Raw genomic sequence first — 22,886 nt, forward strand, 5'->3', positions numbered from 1 at the left:
TCGTTTTCCTCCGCTTTTCTTTTTCGATCACGCGTAGAGCGCGTAGGGTTTCTCGGTATCGATGCCGTATTTCCGGATAGCCTCGCTGACGGTCTTGCGCGGTACGCTGCCCTCGGCCGCCAGGGCCGAGAGAGCGGCCAGGGCGACCTGGTAGCGATCCACCTCGAAGTGCCGGCGCAGGGCCTTGCGGTAGTCGCTGCGGCCGAATCCGTCGGTTCCCAGCACGGTATAGCGGGCCGGAACGTAACCGCGGATCTGCTCGGCATAGAGGCGGATGTAATCGGTCGATGCGATGACCGGCGCGTCACTGCCTTCGAGCAATTCAGTGACATGCGCCTTTCTGGGATCCTCTTCGGGATGCAGGCGGTTCCAGCGCTCGATCTCCTGTCCCTCGCGGGCCAGCAGGTTGAAGCTGGGCGCACTGTAGATATCGGCGGCGACACCGAAATCGTCCTTGAGCAGGTCGGCTGCGGCGATCACCTCGCGCAGGATCGAACCCGAACCCATCAGCCGGACCCTGGCCTGCTTGCCTTTCCCGGCGGGCTCCTCCGCCGCCTTGAGCAGGTAGAGCCCCTTCCTGATGTGATCCTCCACACCTTCGGGCATGGCCGGATGGTGGTAGTTCTCGTTCAGGACCGAGATGTAGTAGTAGACGTCCTCCTGCTTCTCCAGCATCCGGTGCAGGCCGTCCCGGATGATCACCGCCAGCTCGTAGGAGAAGGTCGGATCGTACGAGACGCAGTTGGGGATCAGGTGGGCGTGGATGTGGCTGTGCCCGTCCTCGTGCTGCAACCCCTCGCCGTTGAGCGTCGTGCGGCCGCTGGTGCCACCGATGAGGAAGCCGCGTGCGCGCATGTCGCCGGCGGCCCAGGCCAGGTCGCCCACCCGCTGGAAGCCGAACATCGAATAATAGATGTAGAAGGGCACCACCGGCACGTCATGGGTCGAATATGAGGTGGCCGCGGCGATCCAGTCGGACATCGCTCCCGCCTCGTTGATGCCCTCCTGGAGCACCTGGCCGTCCTTGCTCTCCTTGTAGTACATCAGCTGGTCGGCATCCTCGGGCTTGTACAACTGGCCCATGGGATTGTAGATGCCGAGCTGGCGGAACATGCCCTCCATGCCGAAGGTGCGGCTCTCGTCCGGCACGATCGGCACGATGTGCCTGCCGATCTGCTTGTCGCGGCACAGGGTGTTGAGGATGCGCACGAACGCCATAGTGGTGGAGATTTCGCGATCGCCGGTATCCTTGAGCTGCGCGTCGAAGGCCGACAGCGCCGGCGCGGGAAGCTCCACGGATGTCCGAGGGCGTCTTTTCGGCAGATAGCCGCCCAGCTCGTGGCGACGCGCCTTCATGTATTCGAGCTCGGCGCTTCCATCCTTGAAGGTCACGTAGGGAATGTCCGCCAGTTCCCTGTCCGAGACCGGGATGTCGAACCGGTCGCGGAACGCCCGAAGCGCATCCTCGCCCATCTTCTTCTGCTGATGGGTGATGTTCTGCCCTTCGCCGGCCTCGCCCATGCCATAGCCCTTGACGGTCTTGGCGAGGATGACCGTGGGCTGGCCGGTCGTCTCCACCGCCCGCTTGTAGGCGGCGTAGACTTTGTGCGGATCGTGCCCACCGCGATTGAGCTGCCAGACCTGTTCGTCCGACATGCCTTCCACCAGCTTGAGCGCATCCGCATCCTTGGCGAAGAAGTTCTCGCGGGTATAGGCGCCGCCCTTGCGCTTGAACGCCTGGTATTCGCCGTCGACGGTGGTTTCCATGACCCGGCGCAGGGCGCCGGTATGATCGCGTTCGAGCAGCGGATCCCACAGACTGCCCCAGATCACCTTGATCACGTTCCAGCCGGCACCGCGGAACACCCGTTCGAGTTCCTGGATGATCTTGCCATTGCCCCGCACGGGGCCGTCGAGGCGCTGAAGGTTGCAGTTCACCACGAAGACGAGGTTGTCGAGGTTCTCGCGGGCGGCCAGCGAGATCGCGCCGAGGCTCTCCGGCTCGTCCATCTCGCCATCGCCGAGAAAGGCCCAGACCTTGCGCGGCCCGGTATCGGCCATGCCGCGATTGTGCAGGTATTTCATGAACCGGGCCTGATAGATGGCCATGAGCGGTCCCAGCCCCATCGACACGGTGGGGAACTGCCAGAAGTCCGGCATCAGGAAGGGATGCGGGTAGGACGAAAGGCCGTTGCCGCCCGTTTCCTGGCGGAAATTGTCCATCTGCCGTTCGGTGAGGCGGCCGAGCAGGAATGCCCTGGAATAGATGCCGGGTGCCACATGTCCCTGGACGAAGATCAGGTCACCGCCGTGATCTTTCGAGGGAGCATGCCAGAAATGGTTGAAACCGACATCATAGAGTGTGGCGGAGCTTGCATAGGAGGCGATATGTCCCCCAAGCTCGCTGCTGGTCTTGTTGGCGCGGAGGACCTGCGCCATGGCGTTCCAGCGGGAAATGCAGCGGATGCGCCATTCGACGTGGTGATCGCCCGGGCTGGCCGCCTGTTCGGAGACCGGGATCGTGTTCAGGTACGGCGTGTTTGCGGTGAAGGGCAGGTCGGCTCCGTGCTCGTGCGCACGCGCTATCGCACCTTCCAGCAACTGGACCGCGCGGCCCGCCCCCTCGAATTCGATGACCGAATCGATCGCATCCATCCATTCCTGGGTTTCAAGCGGATCGACATCCCCGTCCATTCTCAGCTCATCCATCGCCGTCACCTCCTTGAACAATTTTCATTATGGCGTGGCTAATGCCTGACAGCGTTGCCGAGAACCACTGCAGGCGCAAGGGTTGTATGCGAAAATGGCGAGGTCAGGATCGCCGGAGGTCGGCCCGGAAACGGTTCTTGATGAAAACTCCGTCCCTGCTGGGCATGATCCTCGGCTGGTCGGTCGTCTCGACTTCGAGAACGGCAAGACCGGGCCCTTCCATTGCGTGAATGCGCTGGCGAAGTGCGGCCAGTTCCTGAATGTCGCAGTGGCGTGCGGACCAGGCGAATCCGCAGCCGCGGGCAACCTCGTCGAGACGGGTGCCCATTCCGGTATGGCTCGGCTGCATGCCCGTCTCGGCATAGTGCCGGTTGTCGAGGACGACGATGGAGAGATTGGCCGGTGCCGCGGCGGCAATGGTCGCCAGTGAACCCATGCCCATCAGCATCTCGCCATCGCCGGTCAGAACCATGACCGGCAGACCGGGTTGCGCGCGCGCCATGCCCAGCCCCGCCATGGCAGCACCGCCCATCGCGCCCCAGAGGTAGAAATTGCGGGGATGATCGCCTGCGGCGGCCAGATCCCAGGTTGGCGAGCCGAGGCCGGAGACCACGAGCAGCCCGCCCCGGTCGTCGAGCAGCAGGCGGACGGCCTCACGTCGCTCGATCTGCGGGCGGGTCACCATGTCTTGCGTCCGATCAGTCTCTGTCCCAGCAGGACGGCGATGGCATGGTCGCCGGCATAGGCCATCTCGATGGCGGCCTCGGTAGTGTCGGCGAGCCCGTCGGCGGTCGATGCGCGCTGGACGATGACGTTCATGGCTTCGAGGCAGGGTTGCACGGCGCGGCTCATGGGATGCTGCCAGGGATTCTGCTCGGCCCATTCGCCACGCATGGTGATGAACATCAACAGGGGGAAACGACAGGTCTCGGACAGTCCCAGCATGTTGATGCAATTGCCGACACCGCTGGACTGCATCAGCAGCGCACCGCGCTCGCCCCCCAGCCACGCGCCGGCGAGGTAGGCGACACCTTCCTCCTCGGTTGTCAGAGGTGTGCAGATGAACCGTTCGTCGTTCGTGACAAGATCTATCAGTTCGGAATGTCCCGCGTCGGGGACATACACGACATGGCGAATATCATGTCGTGCGAACAGTTCGAACAGGGCACGGCCATGGCCCGGCATGTGATGCTGTTCCTCAGTCGGCAAAGGGATCGGTTACGAGAATGGTGTCCTCACGGTTCGGACTGGTGGACAGTAATGCTACCGGCGCCTCGACCAGCTCCTCCAGCCGCTTGACGTATTTCACCGCCTGGGCCGGCAGATCGGCGAACGAACGCGCCCCGCGCGTGCTCTCCTCCCAGCCCTCGATCTCCTCGTAGATCGGCTCCACCGCCGCCTGCGTGCTCATGCCGGCCGGCAGATGGTGCAGCGTCTGGCCGTTGAGGTTGTAGGCGGTGCAGATCTTCAGCGTCTTCAGGCCGTCGAGGACGTCGAGCTTGGTCAGCGCCAGGCCGTTGATGCCGCTGAGTTTGACCGCCTGGCGCACCATCACCGCGTCGAACCAGCCGCAACGGCGGCCGCGACCGGTGACCGTGCCGAACTCGTGACCACGCTCGCCCAGCAACCTGCCCGTCTCATCGTGGAGCTCGGTGGGGAAGGGCCCCGATCCGACGCGGGTCGTGTAGGCCTTGGTGATGCCCAGCACGAAGCCGACGCTGTCGGGTCCGACACCGGCACCGGTGGCCGCCATGCCGGCCATGGTGTTGGATGAGGTCACATAGGGATAGGTGCCGTGATCAACGTCGAGCATCGCTCCCTGCGCACCCTCGAACAGGATCCGGCGGCCGGCGCGCTTGAGTTCGGAAAGCCGCAGCCAGACCGGCTCGGCGAACGGCAGGAGCTTCGGTGCGAGGGCCTGAAGCTCGGCGACCAGAGGGCCTTCCTCAAGTTCGGCAACACCCAGCCCGCGACGCAAGGCGTTGTGATGGATCAGCAAATCGTGGACCTTGGCTTCGAGCGTCGCCTGGTTGGCCAGATCGCACACGCGGATGGCCCGCCGTGCGATCTTGTCCTCATAGGCCGGACCGATGCCACGGCCGGTGGTGCCGATCTTGCCGGCCCCCTGGTTGTTGCGCGAACGGGCCTCCTCGCGCACCCGGTCGAGTTCTCCGTGCAGCGGAAGGATGAGCGCGGCGTTCTCGGCGATGCGCAGGTTCTCGCTGGAGACCGCCACGCCCTGCTGGCGCACCGTCTCGATCTCCTTGAGCAGCGCCCACGGATCGACCACCACGCCATTGCCGATGATCGACAGCTTGCCGCTGCGGACCACGCCCGAGGGGAGAGCCGACAGCTTGTAGGTCTTGCCGTCGATGACGAGCGTATGCCCGGCATTATGGCCGCCCTGAAAGCGCACCACGACATCGGCACGCTCGGAAAGCCAGTCGACGATCTTGCCCTTGCCTTCGTCGCCCCATTGCGAGCCGACTACCGCCACATTGGTCATGAACCTTCTCTCCCGCTAGCGTCCGGGTTCATTGCTCACGCAAAAAAGGCCGGCGACAAGCACCGGCCTCTTGCCGCCATGTCTCTAGCACGGCAGCATCGTCGTGGCGACCCTTGACAACGTGTCGCCGGAACGCGTTCGCGGTCAGAAGCTCAGATGCTTGACCTGAAGCACGTTGGGCAGATCGAGGATCTTCCCGCGGACATCCTCGGGCACGTCGGAATCGACCTCGACGAGGGCGATGGCCTCGCCGCCTTCCTCCTTGCGGCCGAGATGGAAGGTGGCGATGTTGATTCCCGCATCGCCCAGAACCCGCCCGAGCCCGCCGACGAAACCGGGTCTGTCGTTGTTGCGGACATAGAGCATGTGCTCGCCGAGGCTCGCCTCGATGTCGATCCCGCGCATGCGCACGATGCGCGGATGCTCGCCATGGACCAGCGTGCCGCGCAGGTCGCGCGAACCGCGCTCGGTCTCCACCGTGACCTCGATCAGCGTCTGGTAGGCCTCCACATCGCTGCATTCGGACGTGGTGACGCCGATGCTGCGCGAGCGCGCCACCGCCGGGGCGTTGACCATGTTCACCGAGGCCATCAGCGGTGCGAGCAGGCCCTTGAGGATGATCTGGGTCAGCGGGCGGGTGTTGAGCCCGGCGACATGGCCGCAATAGCTGATGGTCACCGAGCGCAGGCCGGTTTCGGTAAGCTGGCCGGCGAACGAACCGAGCTGTTCGGCAAGGCGCATGTAGGGCTTGAGACGCGGTGCTTCCTCGGCGGAGACGGATGGCATGTTGAGCGCGTTGACGATGGCTCCGCTGACCAGATAGTCGCTCATCTGCTCGGCCACCTGCAATGCCACCTTCTCCTGCGCCTCGGCGGTGGACGCACCCAGATGCGGGGTCACGATCACCTTGTCGAGGGCAAACAGCGGCGATTCACGGGCGGGTTCCGTGGAAAACACGTCGAGCGCCGCACCGGCGATGTGCCCTTCGGTGATGAGATCCGCCAGCGCCTGCTCGTCGACGAGACCGCCGCGGGCACAGTTGACGATGCGGACACCCTTCCGGCAGGCCGCGAGCCGTTCTCGCGAGAGGATGTTGCGCGTCTGCTCGGTGAGCGGCGTATGCAGGGTGATGATGTCGGCACGTTCGACGAGCGCATCGAGCTCGACCTTCTCCACGCCGATGTCACGCGCGCGGTCCTCGGAGAGGAACGGGTCGAAGGCGATGACCTTGAGCCCGAGCCCCTGCGCCTTGCCGGCGACGATGGCGCCGATGTTGCCGCAGCCGATCACGCCCAGCGTCTTGCCGGTGACCTCCACGCCCATGAAACGCGACTTTTCCCACTTGCCGGCGCGGGTCGAGCGGTCGGCGGCAGGAATGTCGCGGACAAGCGCCATCATCATCGCGATGGCGTGTTCGGCGGTCGTGACCGAATTGCCGAACGGCGTGTTCATGACGACGACGCCTGCTGCGGTCGCGGCCTCGATGTCGACATTGTCGACGCCGATGCCGGCGCGGCCGACCACCTTGAGACGGCCGGCAGCCTCCAGCACCTCGGCGGTGACCTTGGTCGCCGAACGGATGGCCAGGCCGTCATAGTCGCCGATGATGGCGATCAGTTCATCCTTGGACAGCCCGGTCTTGATATCGACCTCGACGCCGCGGTCGGTGAAGATCTGGGCTGCAGCGGGGCTGAGCTTGTCGGAAATGAGTACCTTGGGCATGGGATATCCGGGACTGGGAAGAAAGGTCAGGCGAAGGCGGGGCGGGTCGAGCGCCAGGCCCATTCGAGCCAGGGCATCAGGGCTTTCATGTCACCGGGCTCGACCGTCGAGCCGCCCCAGATGCGCAATCCGGCCGGTGCGTCGCGGTAGGAGGCGATGTCGTGGGCAACACCGGCCTTGTCGAGCTTCCCGGTCATCGCCTTGACGAAGGCCGACACGTCGCCGATGCCCGGATCGCTGATCTTCAGGCAGATCGACGTCGAGGAACGGGTGGCCGGATCTCGGGCCAGGAAGTCGAGCCAGTCGCTTTCGGCGACAAACGATTCCACGACCTCCAGATTGGCGCGGCTGCGGCCGATGAGCGCATCGAGGCCGCCGATCTCCTCGGCCCAGCGCAGGCCGTCCAGCGCATCCTCCACGGCGATCATCGACGGCGTGTTGATGGTCTCGCCGCGGAAGATGCCCTCGATCAGTTTTCCACCCTTCGTCATGCGGAAGATCTTCGGCAGCGGCCATGGCGGCGTGTGGCTCTCCAGCCGTTCGACGGCCCGCGGCGACAGTGCCAGCATGCCGTGCTGGGCCTCGCCGCCCAGCACCTTCTGCCAGGACCAGGTGGTGACATCGAGCTTCGACCAGTCAAGCGGCATCGCGAACGCGGCCGATGTTGCGTCGCAAAAGGTCAGGCCCGTGCGGCCTGCGGCGATCCAGTCGGCGCCGGGAACGCATACGCCCGACGTGGTGCCGTTCCAGGTGAAGAGAATGTCACGGTCGGATGACGTTGCCGACAGGTCGGGCAGGTCGCCGTAATCCGCCTCGAACCGGCGCAGGTCCGCGAGCTTGAGCTGTTTGACGGCATCCGTCAGCCAGCCGGAGCCGAAGCTCTCGAAGGCCACCACATCGACACCGCGCGCGCCGAGCATCGACCACATGGCCATCTCGAACGCGCCGGTATCCGATGCCGGAACAATGCCCAGCCTGTAGTCGTCGGGCATGCCCAGCAGGGCCCGCGAACGCTCGATCACCTCGGCGATGCGCGCCTTGGCCGGGCCTGCGCGATGCGAGCGGCCGGTCAGCGCGCCCGAAAGTCCGCTCAGCGACCATCCCGGTCGCTTGGTGGTCGGCCCCGAACCGAAGCACGGGTTTTGGGGTCGAACGGACGGCTCGCTCATGACTGGCTCTCTCGTCGCTTGGGGAAAAGAACGCGGCGCAAGCTAGAGCGATTTTTTTTGCACTGCAATATGTCGATCGGCGACCTTACGTCACCGGCTGCCCCATGGAACGTGCGCGGAACGCGAAGAAGGTCATGGCACCGGCGCACACAAGCAGGCCGAACGCCATCGGGTAGGGTGTGCCCCATTGCAGCGAACCCAGCGTCTGGGCAACCAGCGAGGCCATGGTGAGCTGGACGAAGCCGGCGAGACCGGAGGCCGCACCGCCGATTTCCGGCTTCACGCTGACCACCGCCGCCTGCGAATTCGGCATGGCCATACCCTGGAAGAAGGCCGTCGCGGCCATGGGCACGAACACCGACCATGGCGACCACGGGAGCAGCAGGAGCAGCAGCACGCTGCTCGCCGTGCCGGCCAGCGTCCCAAGCGCGCCGATCGTGATCTTGGTATCGACGGCAACCCTCACGCCGATCCGCGCGGAGAGGAAATTGCCGCCCATGAAGGCGGCGGAAATCATGATGAACATGAGCCCGTAATCCGCCACCGGCAGGCCCATCAGGGTGATGGCGGCATAGGGTGCTGCGGCGAGGAAGCCGAAGAATACCGACATCGAAAAGGCCGCCTGCGCGGTGTAGGCGATGAACAGGTGGTTGCGCATCAAGATGGCGAAGCTGTGCAGGATGCTGCGGACGCTGCCTGCGACGACGTCGTGCGAGCGCGTCTCCACCAGTTGGCGCAGCGTCGCCAGCAGGACCGGCAGGCCGACCAGTCCCGAGACGACGAACACCACGGGCCATACGGTCCAGGCAACGATGTATCCGCCCAGGGTCGGGGCAAGCATCGGGGCGACGACCATGGCCATCGTGACATAGGCGATCGCGGTCGCCGCCTCGTCGCGGCTGTAGATGTCGCGGATGATGACCCGGGAGAGCACCATGCCCGCTACGCCCCCGGCGGCCTGGATCACCCGTCCGGCGATCAGGACGTGGATGTTGGGGGCGACGACGCAGATGGCGCTGCCGACGAGGAACACAACCAGCCCGGCGATCATCGTGATCCTGCGGCCGATCGCATCCGAAATCGGTCCGTAGAACAGCGTCGCCACGGCCATGGCGATACCCGAGAGACTGAAGACGAGCTGGGCCGTTGCCGCGCTGACGCCGAAATCCGCCTGGATCGCGGGCAGGGCCGGCAGGAAGATCTGCATCGAGAACGGCCCCAGGGCCGTTGCGACGACCAGGACGAAGACCAGCCTTATCGATGAGCTTGAAGGGGTATCGGTGATTTGCATGTCCTGACTTTGTACGATGATCCGGCCCAAGGCGTCGTCGGCAGGCGGACGGGTAGCGCAGGATGTCGCATGCCGCCCGGTTTGACCAGTTCGCAACCGGCGAAATTCCTGTTCGCGGAATGCGAAAGCTATCGTGCCGCCCGGAGGTGTGATAGCTCAGCCGCGACAGTTCATCCCTGGCGACCGGAGACGGAGTTTGGCTCGATCGGGCAAACGCGCATTGAAAGTGCTGCTGGCCAGTCCGCGCGGTTTCTGCGCCGGCGTGGAGCGCGCCATCCAGATCGTCGAGCGTGCGTTGCAGGAACATGGGGCGCCGGTCTATGTCCGCCACGAGATTGTCCACAACCGCCACGTCGTGAGCGACCTGGAGAGCAAGGGAGCGATCTTCGTCGACGAGCTCGACGAGGTGCCGGAGGACGCGCTGGTGGTCTTTTCCGCCCATGGCGTGCCCAAGAGCGTGCCCAGGGAGGCGGCGCGGCGGAGGCTTCTCTATGCGGATGCGACCTGTCCGCTGGTCTCCAAGGTGCATCGCGAGGTCGAGCGGCACCACCGGGAAGGCCGCACCATCATCCTCATCGGACATGCGGGCCATCCCGAGGTCGAGGGGACGATGGGACAGGTGGCCGAAGGGTCCGTCCTCCTGGTCGAGACGGTCGACGACGTGGCAAGGGTCGAGGTGCCCGATCCGCACCGCCTCGCCTTCGCCACGCAGACGACCTTGAGCGTGCAGGACACCGCGGCCATCGTCGCCGCCCTCAGGGAGCGGTTTCCCGGGATCCGGGGGCCGCGTAACGAGGATATCTGCTACGCCACCACCAATCGCCAGCAGGCGATTTCCTCCATTGCGGGCCGCTGCCAACTCGTGCTGGTGGTCGGTGCGCCCAATTCCTCCAATTCGGTAAGGCTGGTCGAGATCGCCAGGAATTCGGGCTGCCCGCGCGCGCTCCTGATCCAGGATGCGCGGGAACTCGACATCGGGATGCTCGATGGTGTCGCCACCGTCGGCATATCGGCCGGCGCATCGGCGCCCGAATCCCTCGTCCAGGGGCTGATCGCCGCCCTGCGCGAGCGCTTCGACGTCGAGGTCGAACCGTTCGAACTGGTGCGCGAGAACGTGACCTTCAGGGCACCGCCCACTCCCCGGCGCACTGCCGCCGGCATCTCCTGAGGCCATCCATGGCGGTTTACACCACGATCGACGAGGACCAGCTCGATACCCTGCTCGCCGGCTTCGACATCGGCAGGATCATCGCCCTCAAGGGCATCGCCGAAGGAGTCGAGAACTCCAACTACTTCCTGCTGACCGACCGCGGCCGTTACATCCTGACCATCTACGAACGCCGCGTCGATCCGGACGACCTGCCGTTCTTCCTGCAACTGATGGATCATCTCGCCGGCAACGGCGTGTGCTGCCCGGTGCCGGTCAAGGACCGCGACGGCAATGCCCTGCAGTCGATTGCCGGAAAGCCGGCGGCGATCATCAGCTTTCTCGACGGCCGGTCGCCGCGGGCCCTGACGCCGGCGCGTTGTCGCGCGCTGGGCATGGCGCTGGCCGATTTCCACGCATCCGGGCGCGGTTTCGGGCTGGAGCGGCGCAATGCGCTGTCGGTCGACAGCTGGCGCGGCCTGTTCTCCCAGTCGCAGGCATCGCCCAAGGGGGTGGAGCCCGGACTGGCGGACGAGATCGCGGCCGAACTCGACCATCTCGAAAGGGCCTGGCCGCGGCATCTGGAGAGCGGGGTCATCCACGCCGACCTGTTTCCCGACAACGTGTTCTTCGACCGCGACAGGGTCACCGGCATCATCGACTTCTACTTCGCCTGCAACGACCTGCTGGCCTATGACGTCGCCATCTGCATCAACGCCTGGTGCTTCGAGGCCTCGGGCGAGTTCAACATCACCAAGTCGCGCGCGCTGCTCGACGGATACCGGAGCCTGCGCCCGATGCCGGCGGAGGAGATCGAGGCCATTCCCGTGCTGGCCCGCGGCGGCGCCCTGCGCTTCGCGCTGACCAGGCTCTACGACTGGCTCAACCAGGTGGAGGGTGCGCTGGTCAGGCCCAAGGATCCGAACGAATATCTGCGCCGGCTCCGCTTCCACCGCATGCACGATTCGGCGGGGTCCTATGGCGTCTGACAAGGTGGTCGAGATCTTCACCGACGGTGCGTGCAGCGGCAATCCGGGCCCGGGCGGCTGGGGTGCCATCCTGCGCTGGAACGGCCACGAGAGGGAGTTGTCCGGCGGCGAGGGGGACACCACCAACAACCGCATGGAACTGATGGCCGCCATCAGCGCGCTCGAATCCCTCAAGCGCCCGGTTGCCGCCCGCCTGACCACCGACAGCGTCTATGTCCGCGACGGCATCACCCGATGGCTTGCCGGCTGGAAGCGCAACGGCTGGAAGACGGCATCGAAGAAGCCGGTGAAGAACCAGGATCTGTGGCAGCGCCTTGACGAGGCCCGCTCGCGGCATAGTGTCGAATGGCTGTGGATCAAGGGCCATGCCGGCCACGCGGAGAACGAGCGTGCCGACGAACTGGCGCGCGGTGCCATCGAGGACATCCGCAAACAGCAGGGGGAGGAAGTGGAATGACGAGGAAGAAGCCCGAGGAACTGCGTTCGCACCGCTGGTTCGGCGTGCAGGACCTGCGCGCCTTCGGCCATCGCTCGCGCATCAAGCAGATCGGCTACGGACCCGAGGACTACGAGGGCAAGCCGGTGATCGCCATCGTCAACACCTGGTCGGACATCAACCAGTGCCATGCCCACTTCAAGGAGCGCGTGCAGGACATCCGCCGCGGCATCCTGCAGGCGGGCGGCTTCCCGATCGAACTGCCGGCGATCTCGCTGTCCGAACCGTTCGTCAAGCCGACCACCATGCTCTACCGCAACCTTCTCGCCATCGAGACCGAGGAGCTGCTGCGCTCGCACCCGATCGACGGTGCGGTGCTCATGGGCGGCTGCGACAAGACGACGCCGGGCCTGCTCATGGGAGCCATCTCCATGAACATCCCGGCGATCTTCGTGCCCGCCGGGCCGATGCTGCGCGGCAACTGGCATGGCGAGATTCTCGGTTCCGGCTCGGACAGCTGGAAATACTGGGCCGAACTCAAGGCCGGCAACATCACCCAGAGGGACTGGGACGAGATCGAGGACGGCATCGCCCGCAGCTATGGCCACTGCATGACCATGGGCACCGCCTCGACCATGACCGCGATCGCCGAGGTGATGGGGTTCTCGCTGATCGGCGCCAGCTCGATTCCGGCTCCCGATGCCAACCACCCGCGCATGTGCGCCGCCTCGGGCCGCCGCGCGGTCGAGATGGTATGGGAGGATCTCAAGCCGTCGGACATCCTCACCGCGAAGAGTATCGACAACGCCATCCGCTGCCATCTGGCGATGGGCGGCTCGACCAATGCCATGGTGCATGTCGTCGCCATGGCCCGGCGGGCGGGCATCCCGCTCACCATCGACCGCTTCGACGAACTGGCGCAGACCGTGCCGGTGCTGGCCAATGTCCGCCCGTCGGGCAGGTACCTGATGGAGGATTTCTACTATGCCGGCGGCATCCGCGCCCTGCTCAAGCGGCTGGAGCCGCTACTCGACCTCGACGCACGCATGGTCGGCGGCCACACAATCGGCGAGGGTATTGCCGATGCGCAGGTCTACAAGGACGATGTCATCCAGCCCCTCGACAATCCGGTAAGCAAGCAGGCCGCCGCCATCCTCTACGGCAATCTTGCCCCCAACGGTTGCGTGATGAAACCGTCCGCCGCCGATCCGCGCTTCCTGAAGCACAAGGGGCCGGCTCTGGTGTTCGAGGACTATAACGACATGGCGGCACGGATCGATTCCGACGATCTCGACGTCACCGCCGATCACGTTCTCATCCTGCGCAATGCCGGCCCGGTGGGCGGTCCCGGCATGCCCGAATGGGGGATGCTGCCGATCCCGAGGAAGCTGCTCAAACAGGGCGTTCGCGACATGCTGCGGATCTCCGATGCGCGCATGTCCGGCACTTCCTACGGGGCGTGCATCCTCCACGTCTCGCCGGAGTCCGCGGTGGGCGGCAATCTTGCCCTGGTGAAGACCGGCGACACGATCGAGATCGACATCGACGCCCGCCGCCTCGACATGCTGGTCGACGACGCCGAACTCGAACGACGCCGCAAGGCGTTCAGGCCCAGGCCGGCGCCCGCGCGCGGCTACGAGCAGATGTTCGTGCAGCACATCCAGCAGGCCCACGACGGCTGCGACTTCGACTATCTCGCGGGAACCGAACGGCTGCCGGAACCGGAGATTCACTGAGGGGCCGCAAGAGCCTGATCCCTCGCGAAATACCTTCGATTTTCGTCGAATTTTAGGGATCGGGGCCGGTTCGGCCGGTCAGGCGGGGGCGTCGCGAAGAAAGGACGTGCCGTCGGCTGTGAAATCGTCCTGCGGTGCGGGGAACGTCCCGGCCGCCGGGGCGTGGGCCGTCTTCGCCGCGTCGCGTTCCGCCGGCAGTGCCGTGCCGGCGGCCAGCAGCAGGGCGTGGATGTGGCCGGTCAGCCTGCACAGGAGACGGCGGCGGCCGCGGGCACGTTGCAGCGCCGTCTGGTGCTCCGGGTCCTGCCGCAGTTCGCGGATGCGTTCGGTTGACGGCACGCGATGTTCCCCGGTGCGGGAACGCGATCGCGCAGGTTGATCCATCCGCCGCAGCACGCTGTCCAGCAGGGCCTCCAGCGGGCGATAGCCGCGCTTCTGGGTTGCCCAGCGCAGCCATTCCAGCTCGTCACGGTTGTCCTCGCCGGCGAAGTGGAACAGGTGCTGGCACAGTTCGGCAAACCATGGGCGCGCCCGGTCGGCGAGGAAGGCGCGCAGCCCGTCGCGGCCATCGGCGGCGAGGCATTCGAGCGCCATGACCAGTGTCCGGACGGTCTCCGGGAGGAGCCGGTCATCGCCGGGCGGGTCCATGTCGCGACAGCCCGCCATCTCCGGTTCCGCCTGCCGCCCGGTGGCCCGCAGCCAGGCGAACCGCAACAGTCGTGCCAACCCCCAACGCGAGATCCGCCGCGCCAGCCTCAACGGACGCGTCATGGAACCTGCAGGTGTGGGGTTGGTCGACATGCCTTCGATCCTGCCATGGATGTCATGGAATGTAAAGGAAATTATTCCTTAACCCATGCATCGGGTATGCCGGCAGGCTGGTTCTTCAATCGTGCGAGTTGCGGTGGACGGGTGTGTCGCCCATGTAGTCGGCGAGGATATCGGCTTCACCGCTGAAGCCGTCGACGGCATGGGACATGAAGCCCTGAAGCAGGTCGTCCGAGGCCTGTTGCGGAGAGTTCCAGCTGAAATCTTCGCTGCCGGACGCCTCGGCGAGGCCGGTTGCCGGGGTGGAGCCGGCGGTCGTGTAGGTCATGTCGGCCGTCGTGGCCGACGATCCCGCATCGTCGGGGATATTCCGCATCAGGCTGAAGCCGCCATCTCCGCCGGTCCGTACGCCGTCGAAGGCCGCCTCGTGACCGGCATACTGGTCGATGCGCACGATATCGGCACCATCATGGGTGAGGATCAGGTCGTCGCCATCCATCCTCTTGCCCAGCCGGTCGCTCTGGGCATCGGCAATCTCGATGATGTTGCTGCCCTGATGATCGAAGACGGTATCGACCGCCGAATCGCTCAGGCCGAACAGGAAGGTGTCGTCGCCCTCTCCACCGAACAGCATGTCATAGCCATCGCCTCCGGCAAGGAGATCGTCGCCGTCCTCGCCATAGATCAGGTCGTCGCCGCTCATGCCATCGACCAGATCGTCGCCGTCGCCGGCCCAGACCTGGTTGTTGCCATCGCCGGCGAAGATATGGTTGTCGGTGTCGCCGGCCACGACATTGTGGTCCGCCCGGTCGAGGATGACGATGTTCTCGATGTCCGGGTCGATGGACTGGACAAAGCCGCCTGCGGCGTCGGGGAGTGCCGTTCCCACCGCCGAGCCCATGGTGAAGGTCGTGATTCCGCCGGGAAACGAGTGACCCGCCAGCATGTCGAGATCGGCGGCGAAACCGTCGTTGACCACGACGGTGTCCCGACCCTCGCCGGGCTCCTCGAACGTCAGGTCGCCGACCTTGTGGATCACCATCATGTCGTCGCCGGGTCCGCCGTAGAGCATGTTCTGCCCGGCTCCGCCGTCGAGAAAGTCGTTACCGTCACCGCCCATGAGGCGATCATCGCCGGCACCGCCATGCAGGACATCGTCGCCGGCACCGCCGTCGATGGAATCGTTGCCGCCGCCGCCGTCAATGATGTCATGGCCGCCGCCGCCGAAGATTTCCTCGTTCGCGTCGGTGCCCGAGATCACGTCATCGCCCTGCGTGCCGCTCAGGACCGCCGAATACGGCCCGGTGTAGGGTTCCGGTGCGATGCCGCCGTCCTGGCCGTCGCCGGCCAGCAGGCCCGTTGTCAGGAAGGAGACGGGAGCGGCTGAAAACGTGATGTTGACCGGTTCGGAAGAACTGGCGACGGAGGTGTCGGGGCCGCCGGCAGGCTGTACGGTTTCCCCGCCTTCGGTGGGGGAGACGATGGGGGCGCCGATGCCGAATGCAGCCTTGCTTTCCTCCAGTCCCTGTCCGGCGTCGTTGCCGTCGAAGCTGAAGGCGGTGGTGTCGGCCCTCGCGGCCGGTCGTGCCGCGGAGATGTTGCCGGTGAAGTTGAGGAAGCTCGTGGGGGCAGGATCCTCGGCCAGTCCCATTGCGAGATCGGGCCTGGTCGTGGCCTCGCCATAGACCGGATTTGCGCCGCCTTCTTCCGCAGGCGTCGCAGCGGCAGCACTTCGCGTCGCGGCATGGACGAGGAATCCGAGGAATCCGGCGGAAAGTGCCGTTCCCATGGCCAAGGGGCGATTGTTGTTGCGCCGGTCGGCCTTGTCTTCATGCCGCATCATGGCAGCCTGCCGCCGGATGGCGGCCGGGCTGACACGAGCTTGCGATGTAAATGGATTGGCCATGAAACCCCGGGACGATGAGCGGTTCGACTTCGACGATCGTGACCGGTGGGATGGGACCCCGGGAAGTCAGACGGTGCCTTGCGTTCTTGACTTCGTAAGGATTATGCCACGCTAACTCTCTTGAATCAAACGGTTTTTCTATATTTTATAAACCATAGGTTGAATTATATCATCCAATGGTTTGTGCAGCCAATATCATTTCCTGCACAAGAAAGTGCTTCCATTAATCGGTAATCGTTGAAAATTCTGCCGTTCTTCTCCAACCGGTCAAAATCTGTGGGTGAGGCCGAAGAGGGAAACGAAGTCGAGATCGCGTGCCGGATCGTGGTCGGCTTCATGGCGCAGAATGCCGCCAAGGCGCAGGACGGTCCTGCCATCGTGCAGCGGCAGGCGATAGTCGAGAGCAAGGTCGATTTCGCGGCCATCGCCCGACAACCGGACATCGTGCCGGCGACGGATGACCGTGCCATCGAGCGTGCGGGCGACCGGCAGGTCCAGGCTGGCCTCAAGGCCGTCAGGACGCAGGGGCTGCATCAGGGTGACGGCAAAGCGGTCGGCATCTCGCAGGAGGTTGCGTGAGGCCAGTCCCAGCGCATAGCCGTCACTGCGGAAATTGCCGACATCGCGGACAAGGCCGGTGGCTGTACTTGAGACCGTGGTACGGGCGAGCATGGCTTCGGCGAACAGCGACAGGTCGCTGGTGATCGGCTGGTCGATGGAAATCCTGCCATGCACGGTACGGCTGCCGTCCCCGAATGCCAGCGCGCCAGCACTCTCCATGCCGAAGGGGCCGTCGCTCTCGTCGAGCTGGCCCAGGGAAAGCCGTGCCGTGGCGCCGGAGGCTGAACGATGGACGAGTTCGCTGCTGATGTCGGTGCGATCGGCGCCATCGAGGTCGGATCGCTGCGTGTCGACGATGGCCGTGCTGAACCCCATGCGCCACTCGAAGCCGTATCCGAGCTGGTGGCCAATGGCCATCGAGGCACCCTGTGACAGCTCGGCGAAACCGGCCGAAGGGAGAGGGCGGGTCACGCTGGCCGCATCCATCGGGCGACCGATGGCGATATCCAGCATGGTGCCGGGCTGCAACTGTGCGCGCAGGGCGAGGTCGCCATTGTCGCGCTCGGATGCCGGTCGCGCCTGAAAAGCGACGCGGCCGTCGAGGATCCGTTCCTCCTTGTCGAACTCGTGATCGCTGTCGATCCATCGGGCGATGTCGAGCGGCGACGATCGCCGTTCGACGAAATTTTCGAGCAGTACGCTGTAGGAACGGTCATAGGCATCGAGCAGCATGAGCGACTGCCCCAGTTCCGGAGCTCCGGTCATCATGGCCGGAAGGGTCATGCGGCTGTCGGCAGCGGCCAGCTCGTGCCCGTCGACGCGGTTGCCGAGGCTGAGCGTCAGCGTGCCCTGGGGGGCCAGCGCGGCCTTCAGGTTGAGCAGCCCGTGTCCGTAGGTGCTGTCGACACCGGCTTGACCGAGATCGGTTGCGGTGTTGAGAAGGATCGAGACGACCTCGTTTGCGCTCAGGCTGGGTGCGGCCTGCCAGACGAGGGCGGCCGCACCGGAGACTGACGGCGCGGCGAGTGACGTTCCGTCATAGGCTGAATATCCACCGCCGGCCGAGGCCGAGGTCGTGGATACGATGTTTTCGCCGGGTGCGACCATGTATGCGTTCTTCGACGATCCCGCACGGTTCGAGAACGCGCTGATCGTGTTGCTGGCGTCGACTGAACCGACGACGATCGCACGTCCCTGGGCTTCGCTTGATGACGCGAAGGCACCGGGATAGTCGGGGCTGCTGGACCCGTTGTTGCCGGCAGCGAAGACGAGGACGTGGCCGCTGCCGGCGGCGTTGGCGAGGCTGCCTTGAAAAGCGCTGTTGAGCGAAAGGGCGTTGCCGAGGCTGTAATTGAGAATGTCGGCATTGTGACTGACGGCATAGTCGGTCGCTGTGGCCAGGTCGGTCTGATCGAAGGTGCAGGATCCCGAGCTTCCGACGGAACAGCTTCCCGCGGAATCGGCACGAATGGCCATGATCTGTGAATTGTACGCCATTCCGTGCATGCCGTTGGCGTTCCTGTCGGCAGCGATGACGCCCGACACGGGCGTGCCGTGATTGCCGACATCCTGGAGCGCGCCGCGCCCTCCGATGATATCCGTGCTGTCCGGGTGGACGTGCGAAACGAGCTCGGCATGTGTCGTGTCGATACCGGTATCGATAACCGCGACCACCATGCCGCTGCCGGTCGCGCCGACGCCATAGGCGCTGGACGCGTTGGTCTGGGCGAGGGCGCCGCTGACACCGTATTCAACGGTCTCGAAGGTCGAAGGACTGAACAGCAGCGACAATCCCAGGCCATAACTGGTCAGGCCCGAGGAGCCGCCTGTCGCGCCGCCACCGCCGCAGGCCGAAAGGGAGAGTGCTCCCATGCTCAAGGTGGTCCCGAGAAGGAGCCTCCTCCGCAAGTCCATGCCGTCCACTCCTGAAGACTGGACAGCCACGATAAATGGGTGGCTGTCGACAACGACGGCCTGACTGAGAGAGATCGAAGATGGTGAATTAAACTATCAGTAGAATTCCATGAGATGCAAGCATGTAATGCAAGGATGGATGTTTCCATTGAAAATAGGATGTTGATCTTAAAAATGTTCGCGATCAGAGAGGTGGCCCGACATGGAGGTCGTAGTCGTCACTGCCGGTAATCTCTGCCGTGAGAAGATCGCCCGGTTCCAGTTCGTCGGCATCCTCGACATGAATGACGCCGTCGATCTCCGGCGCTTCGGCCCAGCTTCGGCCGATGGCCACGCCATCCTCGCCGACCGAATCGATGACGATGTCGGTCGTGGTTCCGACCCGTGACGCCAGCTTGTCGCGCGAGATGTCGCGCTGAAGCTCCATGAGGCGGTTCCAGCGCTCCTTCTTGACCTCCTCGGGCACATGCCCGTCGAGGTTGTTGGAGGCCGCTCCCTCGACATTCTCGTAGCGAAAACAGCCGACGCGATCGAGCCGTGCCTCGCGGAGCCATTCGAGCAGTTGCTCGAAATCGTGATCGGTCTCGCCGGGAAATCCGACGATCATGGTCGAACGCAGGGCGAGATCGGGCACTTCGCGACGCCAGCACTCAATGCGCTCCAAGGTGCGCTCCTGATGCGCAGGGCGGCGCATGGCCTTGAGGACGGAGGGGCTTGCATGCTGGAAGGGAATGTCAAGATACGGCAATACCAGCCCGTCGGCCATCAATGGGATCAACTGGTCGACATGAGGGTAAGGGTAGATGTAGTGGAGCCTTACCCAGACGTCGAGTTCGCCCAGGGCCTCGGCAAGATCGGTAATGTGGGCACGAAGCTCCCGTCCCTTCCAGTTGAAGGTCTCATGCTTGAGATCGACGCCATAGGCGCTGGTATCCTGGGAGATCACCAGCAGTTCCTGACACCCGGCCTCCACGAGCCTGGTGGCCTCGTGCAGGATGTGATGCGGCTTGCGGCTGCGCAGGCGGCCACGCAGGGAGGGGATGATGCAGAAGCTGCAGTGGTGGTTGCAGCCTTCGGAAATCTTCAGATAGGCGTAATGCCTCGGCGTCAGCCGGATGCCCTCGGGCGGGACGAGGTCAACATAGGGATCGTGCGCCGGCGGTGCCGTTTCATGCACTGCCGCCACCACCTCGTCGAAGGCCTGCGGGCCGGTTACTGCCAGGACCCTGGGATGGATCTCGCGGATCCGCTCGACGTCGTTGCCCATGCAGCCGGTGACGATCACCCGGCCATTGGCGGCCACCGCCTCGCCGATAGCCTCCAGGCTCTCGGCCTTGGCGCTGTCGAGAAATCCACATGTATTGACGATCACCGCATCGGCGGAATCGTAGTCTGCCGCGATCTCGTAGCCTTCGGATCGCAGCGTGGTCAGGATGCGTTCGGAATCGACAAGGGCCTTGGGACAGCCGAGGCTGACCATGCCGATCTTCTTGACGGGAGCGGGTCTGTGCATGCCGGCGCTTATAGAAGCGCACCAGCCATGTGGGAAGGACTTCCACACTTGTCTCGACAACTCCGTTGCGTCTAACGAGAAGCCGTCCGCAAGATCATCCAGATTTCAGGGAGAGCACATGACCCGCCCCAACATTCTCATCCTGATGACCGACCAGTGGGCCGGCGACATGACATCCTGGGCGGGACATCCGGCCGTCAGGACACCGCATCTCGACCGGCTGGCGGCCAACGGCGTGATCTTCGATTCGGCCTATTGTGCCTCGCCGCTCTGCGCGCCGTCACGTGCATCCTTCATGACCGGCCTCCTCCCATCGCATCACGGTGTCTATGACAACGCCGCCGAGCTCCCGGCCTCGACGCCGACCTTCGCCCACCTGCTGCGCGCCAGCGGTTACAGGACGGTTCTTTGCGGCAAGATGCATTTCGTCGGCCCCGACCAGCTTCACGGCTTCGAGGAACGGTTGACAACGGATGTCTACCCGGCGGATTTCGGCTGGGTTCCGGACTGGAACCGGCCGCGGGAGCGGATCGACTGGTGGTATCACAACATGGCCTCGGTCCAGCAGGCCGGGCCCGCCGAAATCACCAACCAGCTCGAATATGATGACGAGGTCGCGTTTCGTGCACGCCAGTGCCTGTATGACATCGCACGCCGCGAGCAGGAACCCTTCTGCCTGACGGTCTCGTTCACCCACCCGCACGATCCCTACGCCATGCGCCGGCGGTACTGGGACCGGATCGGGCACGATGATGTCCCCGATCCGATGACCCCCACTCCTGCGAATGATCCCCATAGCGAGAGACTGCGCCATGTGTGCGACATGGCGGCCATGCCCGTCGGCAAGGACGAAATCCGCAACGCCCGCCATGCCTATCTGGCCGCGCTGGCCTATCTCGATGACCGTATCGGCGAGATTCTTGCCACACTTGAGGAAACGGGGCTGGCGGATAACACCGTCATCATCTTCACCAGCGATCATGGAGACATGCTGGGCGAGCACGGGCTGTGGTACAAGATGAGCTTCTTTGAAGGGTCGGCACGGGTGCCGCTGGTCATTCACGACCCGCGGCGAGGCGGATCGCAGCGTATCGGCACGCATGTAAGCCTTCTCGACATCTTTCCTACTTTGGCATCTTTCGCCGATGTGTCAGAATCTCCGTTGATGGATGGCCTCGATGGCGAGAATCTCCTGCCCCTGCTCGATGGGGGCCGTCTCGAACGTGGCAATCGCATCATGGCCGAATATCAGGGCGAGGGGGCAGTGTCGCCCATGGTCATGATCCGGGACAATTCCCTGAAATACATCCATGCCCCGGGCGACCCGCCGCTGATGTTCGATCTCGGGAACGACCCCTGCGAGCGGAACAACCTGGCGGAGGATGATCCCCGTGCGTCGGAATTCGCCGGACAGATTGCCGACGGATACGACCTGTTCGCCCTGCATGCCGAGGTCCTGGCCTCGCAGGGCAGGCGGCGGGCCCTGAACGATGCGCTTCGCCAGGGCCGCTACACATCATGGGAATTTCAACCGCATGTCGACGAGTCGCGTCGGTTCATGCGCAATCATCTCGATCTCAATGATGTCGAGGAAAGGAGCCGTTTCCCCCGCCCGCGCCGGGCCTCGCGGATCTGATATCGCTGCGGCGACCCTGTCCGGTGCCGCGGTCATGGTCGCGGACGCGCTGGCGGGTCCGGTCTGATCCGCGGTCCCGGTCCCGGTCGCGGCGGTCAGATTGATAGCGGCGGCGATCGTCATCATGACGCCGCTGATAGGAGCCGCGGTCATGGTCGCGGTGGCCATCTCTCCGCTCGAATCGCCGGTTGTCGTGGCGGGGGCGGTGGATGACAATCGTCCGGCGGGGTTCGTGTATCGACCGCAGGTGGACGGTCACGCCATCGACGAAGATGCTGCCCTCGAACGCCAGCCGTAACGCACCGAGACTGGCACCGACCGAAATACCGGCCGGGACGACCAGCGAAGCGTGGCGGGCGTTCCGCCGCAGGGGAACACGACCGATCGGGCTTTGCCCGATCATGAGACCGAACGAGGCATCGTCGCGTCCGCCCGAATAGCTGATCTCGACGCGCTCGACGACGCGGTCGCGGTCCAGGCCGTCGAGCCCGGCCAGGCCGGAGAGCGACAGGGACTGACCGTCCATGCGCCGTCCCGGGGCCATGCGGAATGTCTGCGCATCGGTCTGCTGCCAGCCCGCATGGTCGTTCATCGCCAGTTGCATCCGGGCGCGCGCGGGTTTGCCGGAGTTGCCCGGCCGGGCATATGTCGCAGTCACGGGCGAACCGTTGTGCGAAGCGGATTTAGTGTCGTGGAAATTCTCGAAAAGAGCTTTTTCATCATTACGGGAATGTGCGGAGATGGCATCCGAACGGGCATTATCTGGCACACCCAGTACGAGAACGCTGCCAATCAGCAACGATATGAGACGCATGATGTTCTCCCGGCTTGCTTTTATCGCTATTTGTCGATTTATCCGGTCTTGAGGGATCGATTGAATGTT

At 64.6% G+C, this 22,886-nt stretch carries 17 protein-coding genes; 5 read left to right on the plus strand and 12 right to left on the minus strand.

Features of this window, described 5'->3' with window-relative positions; translation table 11 throughout:
* Positions 1-27 precede the first annotated feature (27 nt).
* The 7 genes from aceE to H6851_14355 all read right to left on the minus strand — a co-directional run bounded on the left by aceE (position 28) and on the right by H6851_14355 (position 9,397).
* On the minus strand, positions 28-2,709 hold the full coding sequence (gene aceE / locus H6851_14325; GenBank protein ID MCB9944781.1) for a pyruvate dehydrogenase (acetyl-transferring), homodimeric type: 2,682 nt from the start codon (positions 2,707-2,709) through the stop codon (positions 28-30).
* Between the two features lie 103 nt (positions 2,710-2,812).
* The gene (locus tag H6851_14330; GenBank protein ID MCB9944782.1) at positions 2,813-3,394 is read right to left on the minus strand and encodes an aldehyde dehydrogenase; all 582 of its coding nucleotides are present in this window, start codon (positions 3,392-3,394) and stop codon (positions 2,813-2,815) included.
* Positions 3,388-3,894: a phosphonopyruvate decarboxylase gene (locus H6851_14335; protein MCB9944783.1), complete on the minus strand. Its 507-nt coding sequence runs from the start codon at positions 3,892-3,894 to the stop codon at positions 3,388-3,390. The genes H6851_14330 and H6851_14335 overlap by 7 nt, the downstream gene beginning before the upstream one ends.
* Positions 3,895-3,907: 13 nt before the next feature.
* Positions 3,908-5,215, minus strand: coding sequence for an adenylosuccinate synthase (locus H6851_14340; protein MCB9944784.1), 1,308 nt, complete (start codon positions 5,213-5,215; stop codon positions 3,908-3,910).
* A gap of 144 nt (positions 5,216-5,359) precedes the next feature.
* On the minus strand, positions 5,360-6,937 hold the full coding sequence (locus H6851_14345; GenBank protein ID MCB9944785.1) for a phosphoglycerate dehydrogenase: 1,578 nt from the start codon (positions 6,935-6,937) through the stop codon (positions 5,360-5,362).
* Between the two features lie 26 nt (positions 6,938-6,963).
* Positions 6,964-8,106, minus strand: a complete 1,143-nt coding sequence (locus H6851_14350; GenBank protein ID MCB9944786.1) for a phosphoserine transaminase — start codon at positions 8,104-8,106, stop codon at positions 6,964-6,966.
* A gap of 85 nt (positions 8,107-8,191) precedes the next feature.
* Positions 8,192-9,397, minus strand: a complete 1,206-nt coding sequence (locus H6851_14355) for a multidrug effflux MFS transporter (GenBank protein MCB9944787.1) — start codon at positions 9,395-9,397, stop codon at positions 8,192-8,194.
* A 196-nt stretch (positions 9,398-9,593) separates the two neighbouring features.
* Here H6851_14355 and ispH point away from each other — a divergent pair, with 196 nt between their 5' ends.
* From ispH to H6851_14375, 4 genes are read left to right on the plus strand one after another with little or no spacing between them, the layout of a single operon-like run.
* A complete protein-coding gene (gene ispH / locus H6851_14360) occupies positions 9,594-10,565 on the plus strand; it encodes a 4-hydroxy-3-methylbut-2-enyl diphosphate reductase (GenBank protein ID MCB9944788.1) in 972 nt (323 codons plus the stop codon).
* 8 nt (positions 10,566-10,573) lie between these two features.
* Positions 10,574-11,533, plus strand: coding sequence for a homoserine kinase (thrB, locus tag H6851_14365; protein MCB9944789.1), 960 nt, complete (start codon positions 10,574-10,576; stop codon positions 11,531-11,533).
* Positions 11,523-11,990 carry a ribonuclease HI gene (gene rnhA / locus H6851_14370; GenBank protein ID MCB9944790.1) on the plus strand — a complete coding sequence of 156 codons (468 nt, stop codon included), beginning with the start codon at positions 11,523-11,525 and terminating at the stop codon, positions 11,988-11,990. Before thrB ends, rnhA begins: the two co-directional genes overlap by 11 nt.
* On the plus strand, positions 11,987-13,705 hold the full coding sequence (locus H6851_14375; protein MCB9944791.1) for a dihydroxy-acid dehydratase: 1,719 nt from the start codon (positions 11,987-11,989) through the stop codon (positions 13,703-13,705). The genes rnhA and H6851_14375 overlap by 4 nt, the downstream gene beginning before the upstream one ends.
* Before the next feature lie 78 nt (positions 13,706-13,783).
* On the opposite strand, the gene H6851_14380 is transcribed toward H6851_14375, so the two are convergent.
* From H6851_14380 to rimO, 4 genes are all read right to left on the minus strand, one after another.
* Positions 13,784-14,506 carry a hypothetical protein gene (locus tag H6851_14380; GenBank protein MCB9944792.1) on the minus strand — a complete coding sequence of 241 codons (723 nt, stop codon included), beginning with the start codon at positions 14,504-14,506 and terminating at the stop codon, positions 13,784-13,786.
* Between the two features lie 85 nt (positions 14,507-14,591).
* Positions 14,592-16,316 (minus strand): hypothetical protein, encoded by a 1,725-nt coding sequence (locus H6851_14385; protein MCB9944793.1) that lies wholly within the window; start codon positions 16,314-16,316, stop codon positions 14,592-14,594.
* Positions 16,317-16,646: 330 nt separating this feature from the next.
* Positions 16,647-18,854: a S8 family serine peptidase gene (locus tag H6851_14390; GenBank protein ID MCB9944794.1), complete on the minus strand. Its 2,208-nt coding sequence runs from the start codon at positions 18,852-18,854 to the stop codon at positions 16,647-16,649.
* Positions 18,855-19,038: 184 nt separating this feature from the next.
* Complete coding sequence (gene rimO / locus H6851_14395) at positions 19,039-20,367, minus strand: 30S ribosomal protein S12 methylthiotransferase RimO (protein MCB9944795.1); 1,329 nt, start codon at positions 20,365-20,367, stop codon at positions 19,039-19,041.
* A 118-nt stretch (positions 20,368-20,485) separates the two neighbouring features.
* On the opposite strand from rimO, the gene betC reads away from it, so the two are divergent.
* Positions 20,486-22,003 carry a choline-sulfatase gene (gene betC, locus H6851_14400; protein ID MCB9944796.1) on the plus strand — a complete coding sequence of 506 codons (1,518 nt, stop codon included), beginning with the start codon at positions 20,486-20,488 and terminating at the stop codon, positions 22,001-22,003.
* Here betC and H6851_14405 read toward each other — a convergent pair.
* Positions 21,945-22,817 carry a hypothetical protein gene (locus H6851_14405; GenBank protein MCB9944797.1) on the minus strand — a complete coding sequence of 291 codons (873 nt, stop codon included), beginning with the start codon at positions 22,815-22,817 and terminating at the stop codon, positions 21,945-21,947. The two genes, betC and H6851_14405, sit on opposite strands and share 59 nt — an antisense overlap.
* Positions 22,818-22,886: the final 69 nt, after the last annotated feature.

This window comes from Geminicoccaceae bacterium (assembly GCA_020638465.1).
In the GTDB taxonomy this organism is placed as follows: domain Bacteria; phylum Pseudomonadota; class Alphaproteobacteria; order Geminicoccales; family Geminicoccaceae; genus JAGREO01.

Excerpts from the sequence above, each read along its gene's own strand:
- aceE (MCB9944781.1), bottom strand. The coding sequence starts at position 2,709 with ATGGATGAGCTGAGAATGGACGGGGATGTCGATCCGCTTGAAACCCAG.
- H6851_14330 (MCB9944782.1), bottom strand. The coding sequence starts at position 3,394 with ATGGTGACCCGCCCGCAGATCGAGCGACGTGAGGCCGTCCGCCTGCTG.
- H6851_14335 (MCB9944783.1), bottom strand. The coding sequence starts at position 3,894 with ATGCCGGGCCATGGCCGTGCCCTGTTCGAACTGTTCGCACGACATGAT.
- H6851_14340 (MCB9944784.1), bottom strand. The coding sequence starts at position 5,215 with ATGACCAATGTGGCGGTAGTCGGCTCGCAATGGGGCGACGAAGGCAAG.
- H6851_14345 (MCB9944785.1), bottom strand. The coding sequence starts at position 6,937 with ATGCCCAAGGTACTCATTTCCGACAAGCTCAGCCCCGCTGCAGCCCAG.
- H6851_14350 (MCB9944786.1), bottom strand. The coding sequence starts at position 8,106 with ATGAGCGAGCCGTCCGTTCGACCCCAAAACCCGTGCTTCGGTTCGGGG.
- H6851_14355 (MCB9944787.1), bottom strand. The coding sequence starts at position 9,397 with ATGCAAATCACCGATACCCCTTCAAGCTCATCGATAAGGCTGGTCTTC.
- thrB (MCB9944789.1), top strand. The coding sequence starts at position 10,574 with ATGGCGGTTTACACCACGATCGACGAGGACCAGCTCGATACCCTGCTC.
- rnhA (MCB9944790.1), top strand. The coding sequence starts at position 11,523 with ATGGCGTCTGACAAGGTGGTCGAGATCTTCACCGACGGTGCGTGCAGC.
- H6851_14375 (MCB9944791.1), top strand. The coding sequence starts at position 11,987 with ATGACGAGGAAGAAGCCCGAGGAACTGCGTTCGCACCGCTGGTTCGGC.
- H6851_14380 (MCB9944792.1), bottom strand. The coding sequence starts at position 14,506 with ATGTCGACCAACCCCACACCTGCAGGTTCCATGACGCGTCCGTTGAGG.
- H6851_14385 (MCB9944793.1), bottom strand. The coding sequence starts at position 16,316 with ATGATGCGGCATGAAGACAAGGCCGACCGGCGCAACAACAATCGCCCC.
- H6851_14390 (MCB9944794.1), bottom strand. The coding sequence starts at position 18,854 with ATGGACTTGCGGAGGAGGCTCCTTCTCGGGACCACCTTGAGCATGGGA.
- rimO (MCB9944795.1), bottom strand. The coding sequence starts at position 20,367 with ATGCACAGACCCGCTCCCGTCAAGAAGATCGGCATGGTCAGCCTCGGC.
- betC (MCB9944796.1), top strand. The coding sequence starts at position 20,486 with ATGACCCGCCCCAACATTCTCATCCTGATGACCGACCAGTGGGCCGGC.
- H6851_14405 (MCB9944797.1), bottom strand. The coding sequence starts at position 22,817 with ATGCGTCTCATATCGTTGCTGATTGGCAGCGTTCTCGTACTGGGTGTG.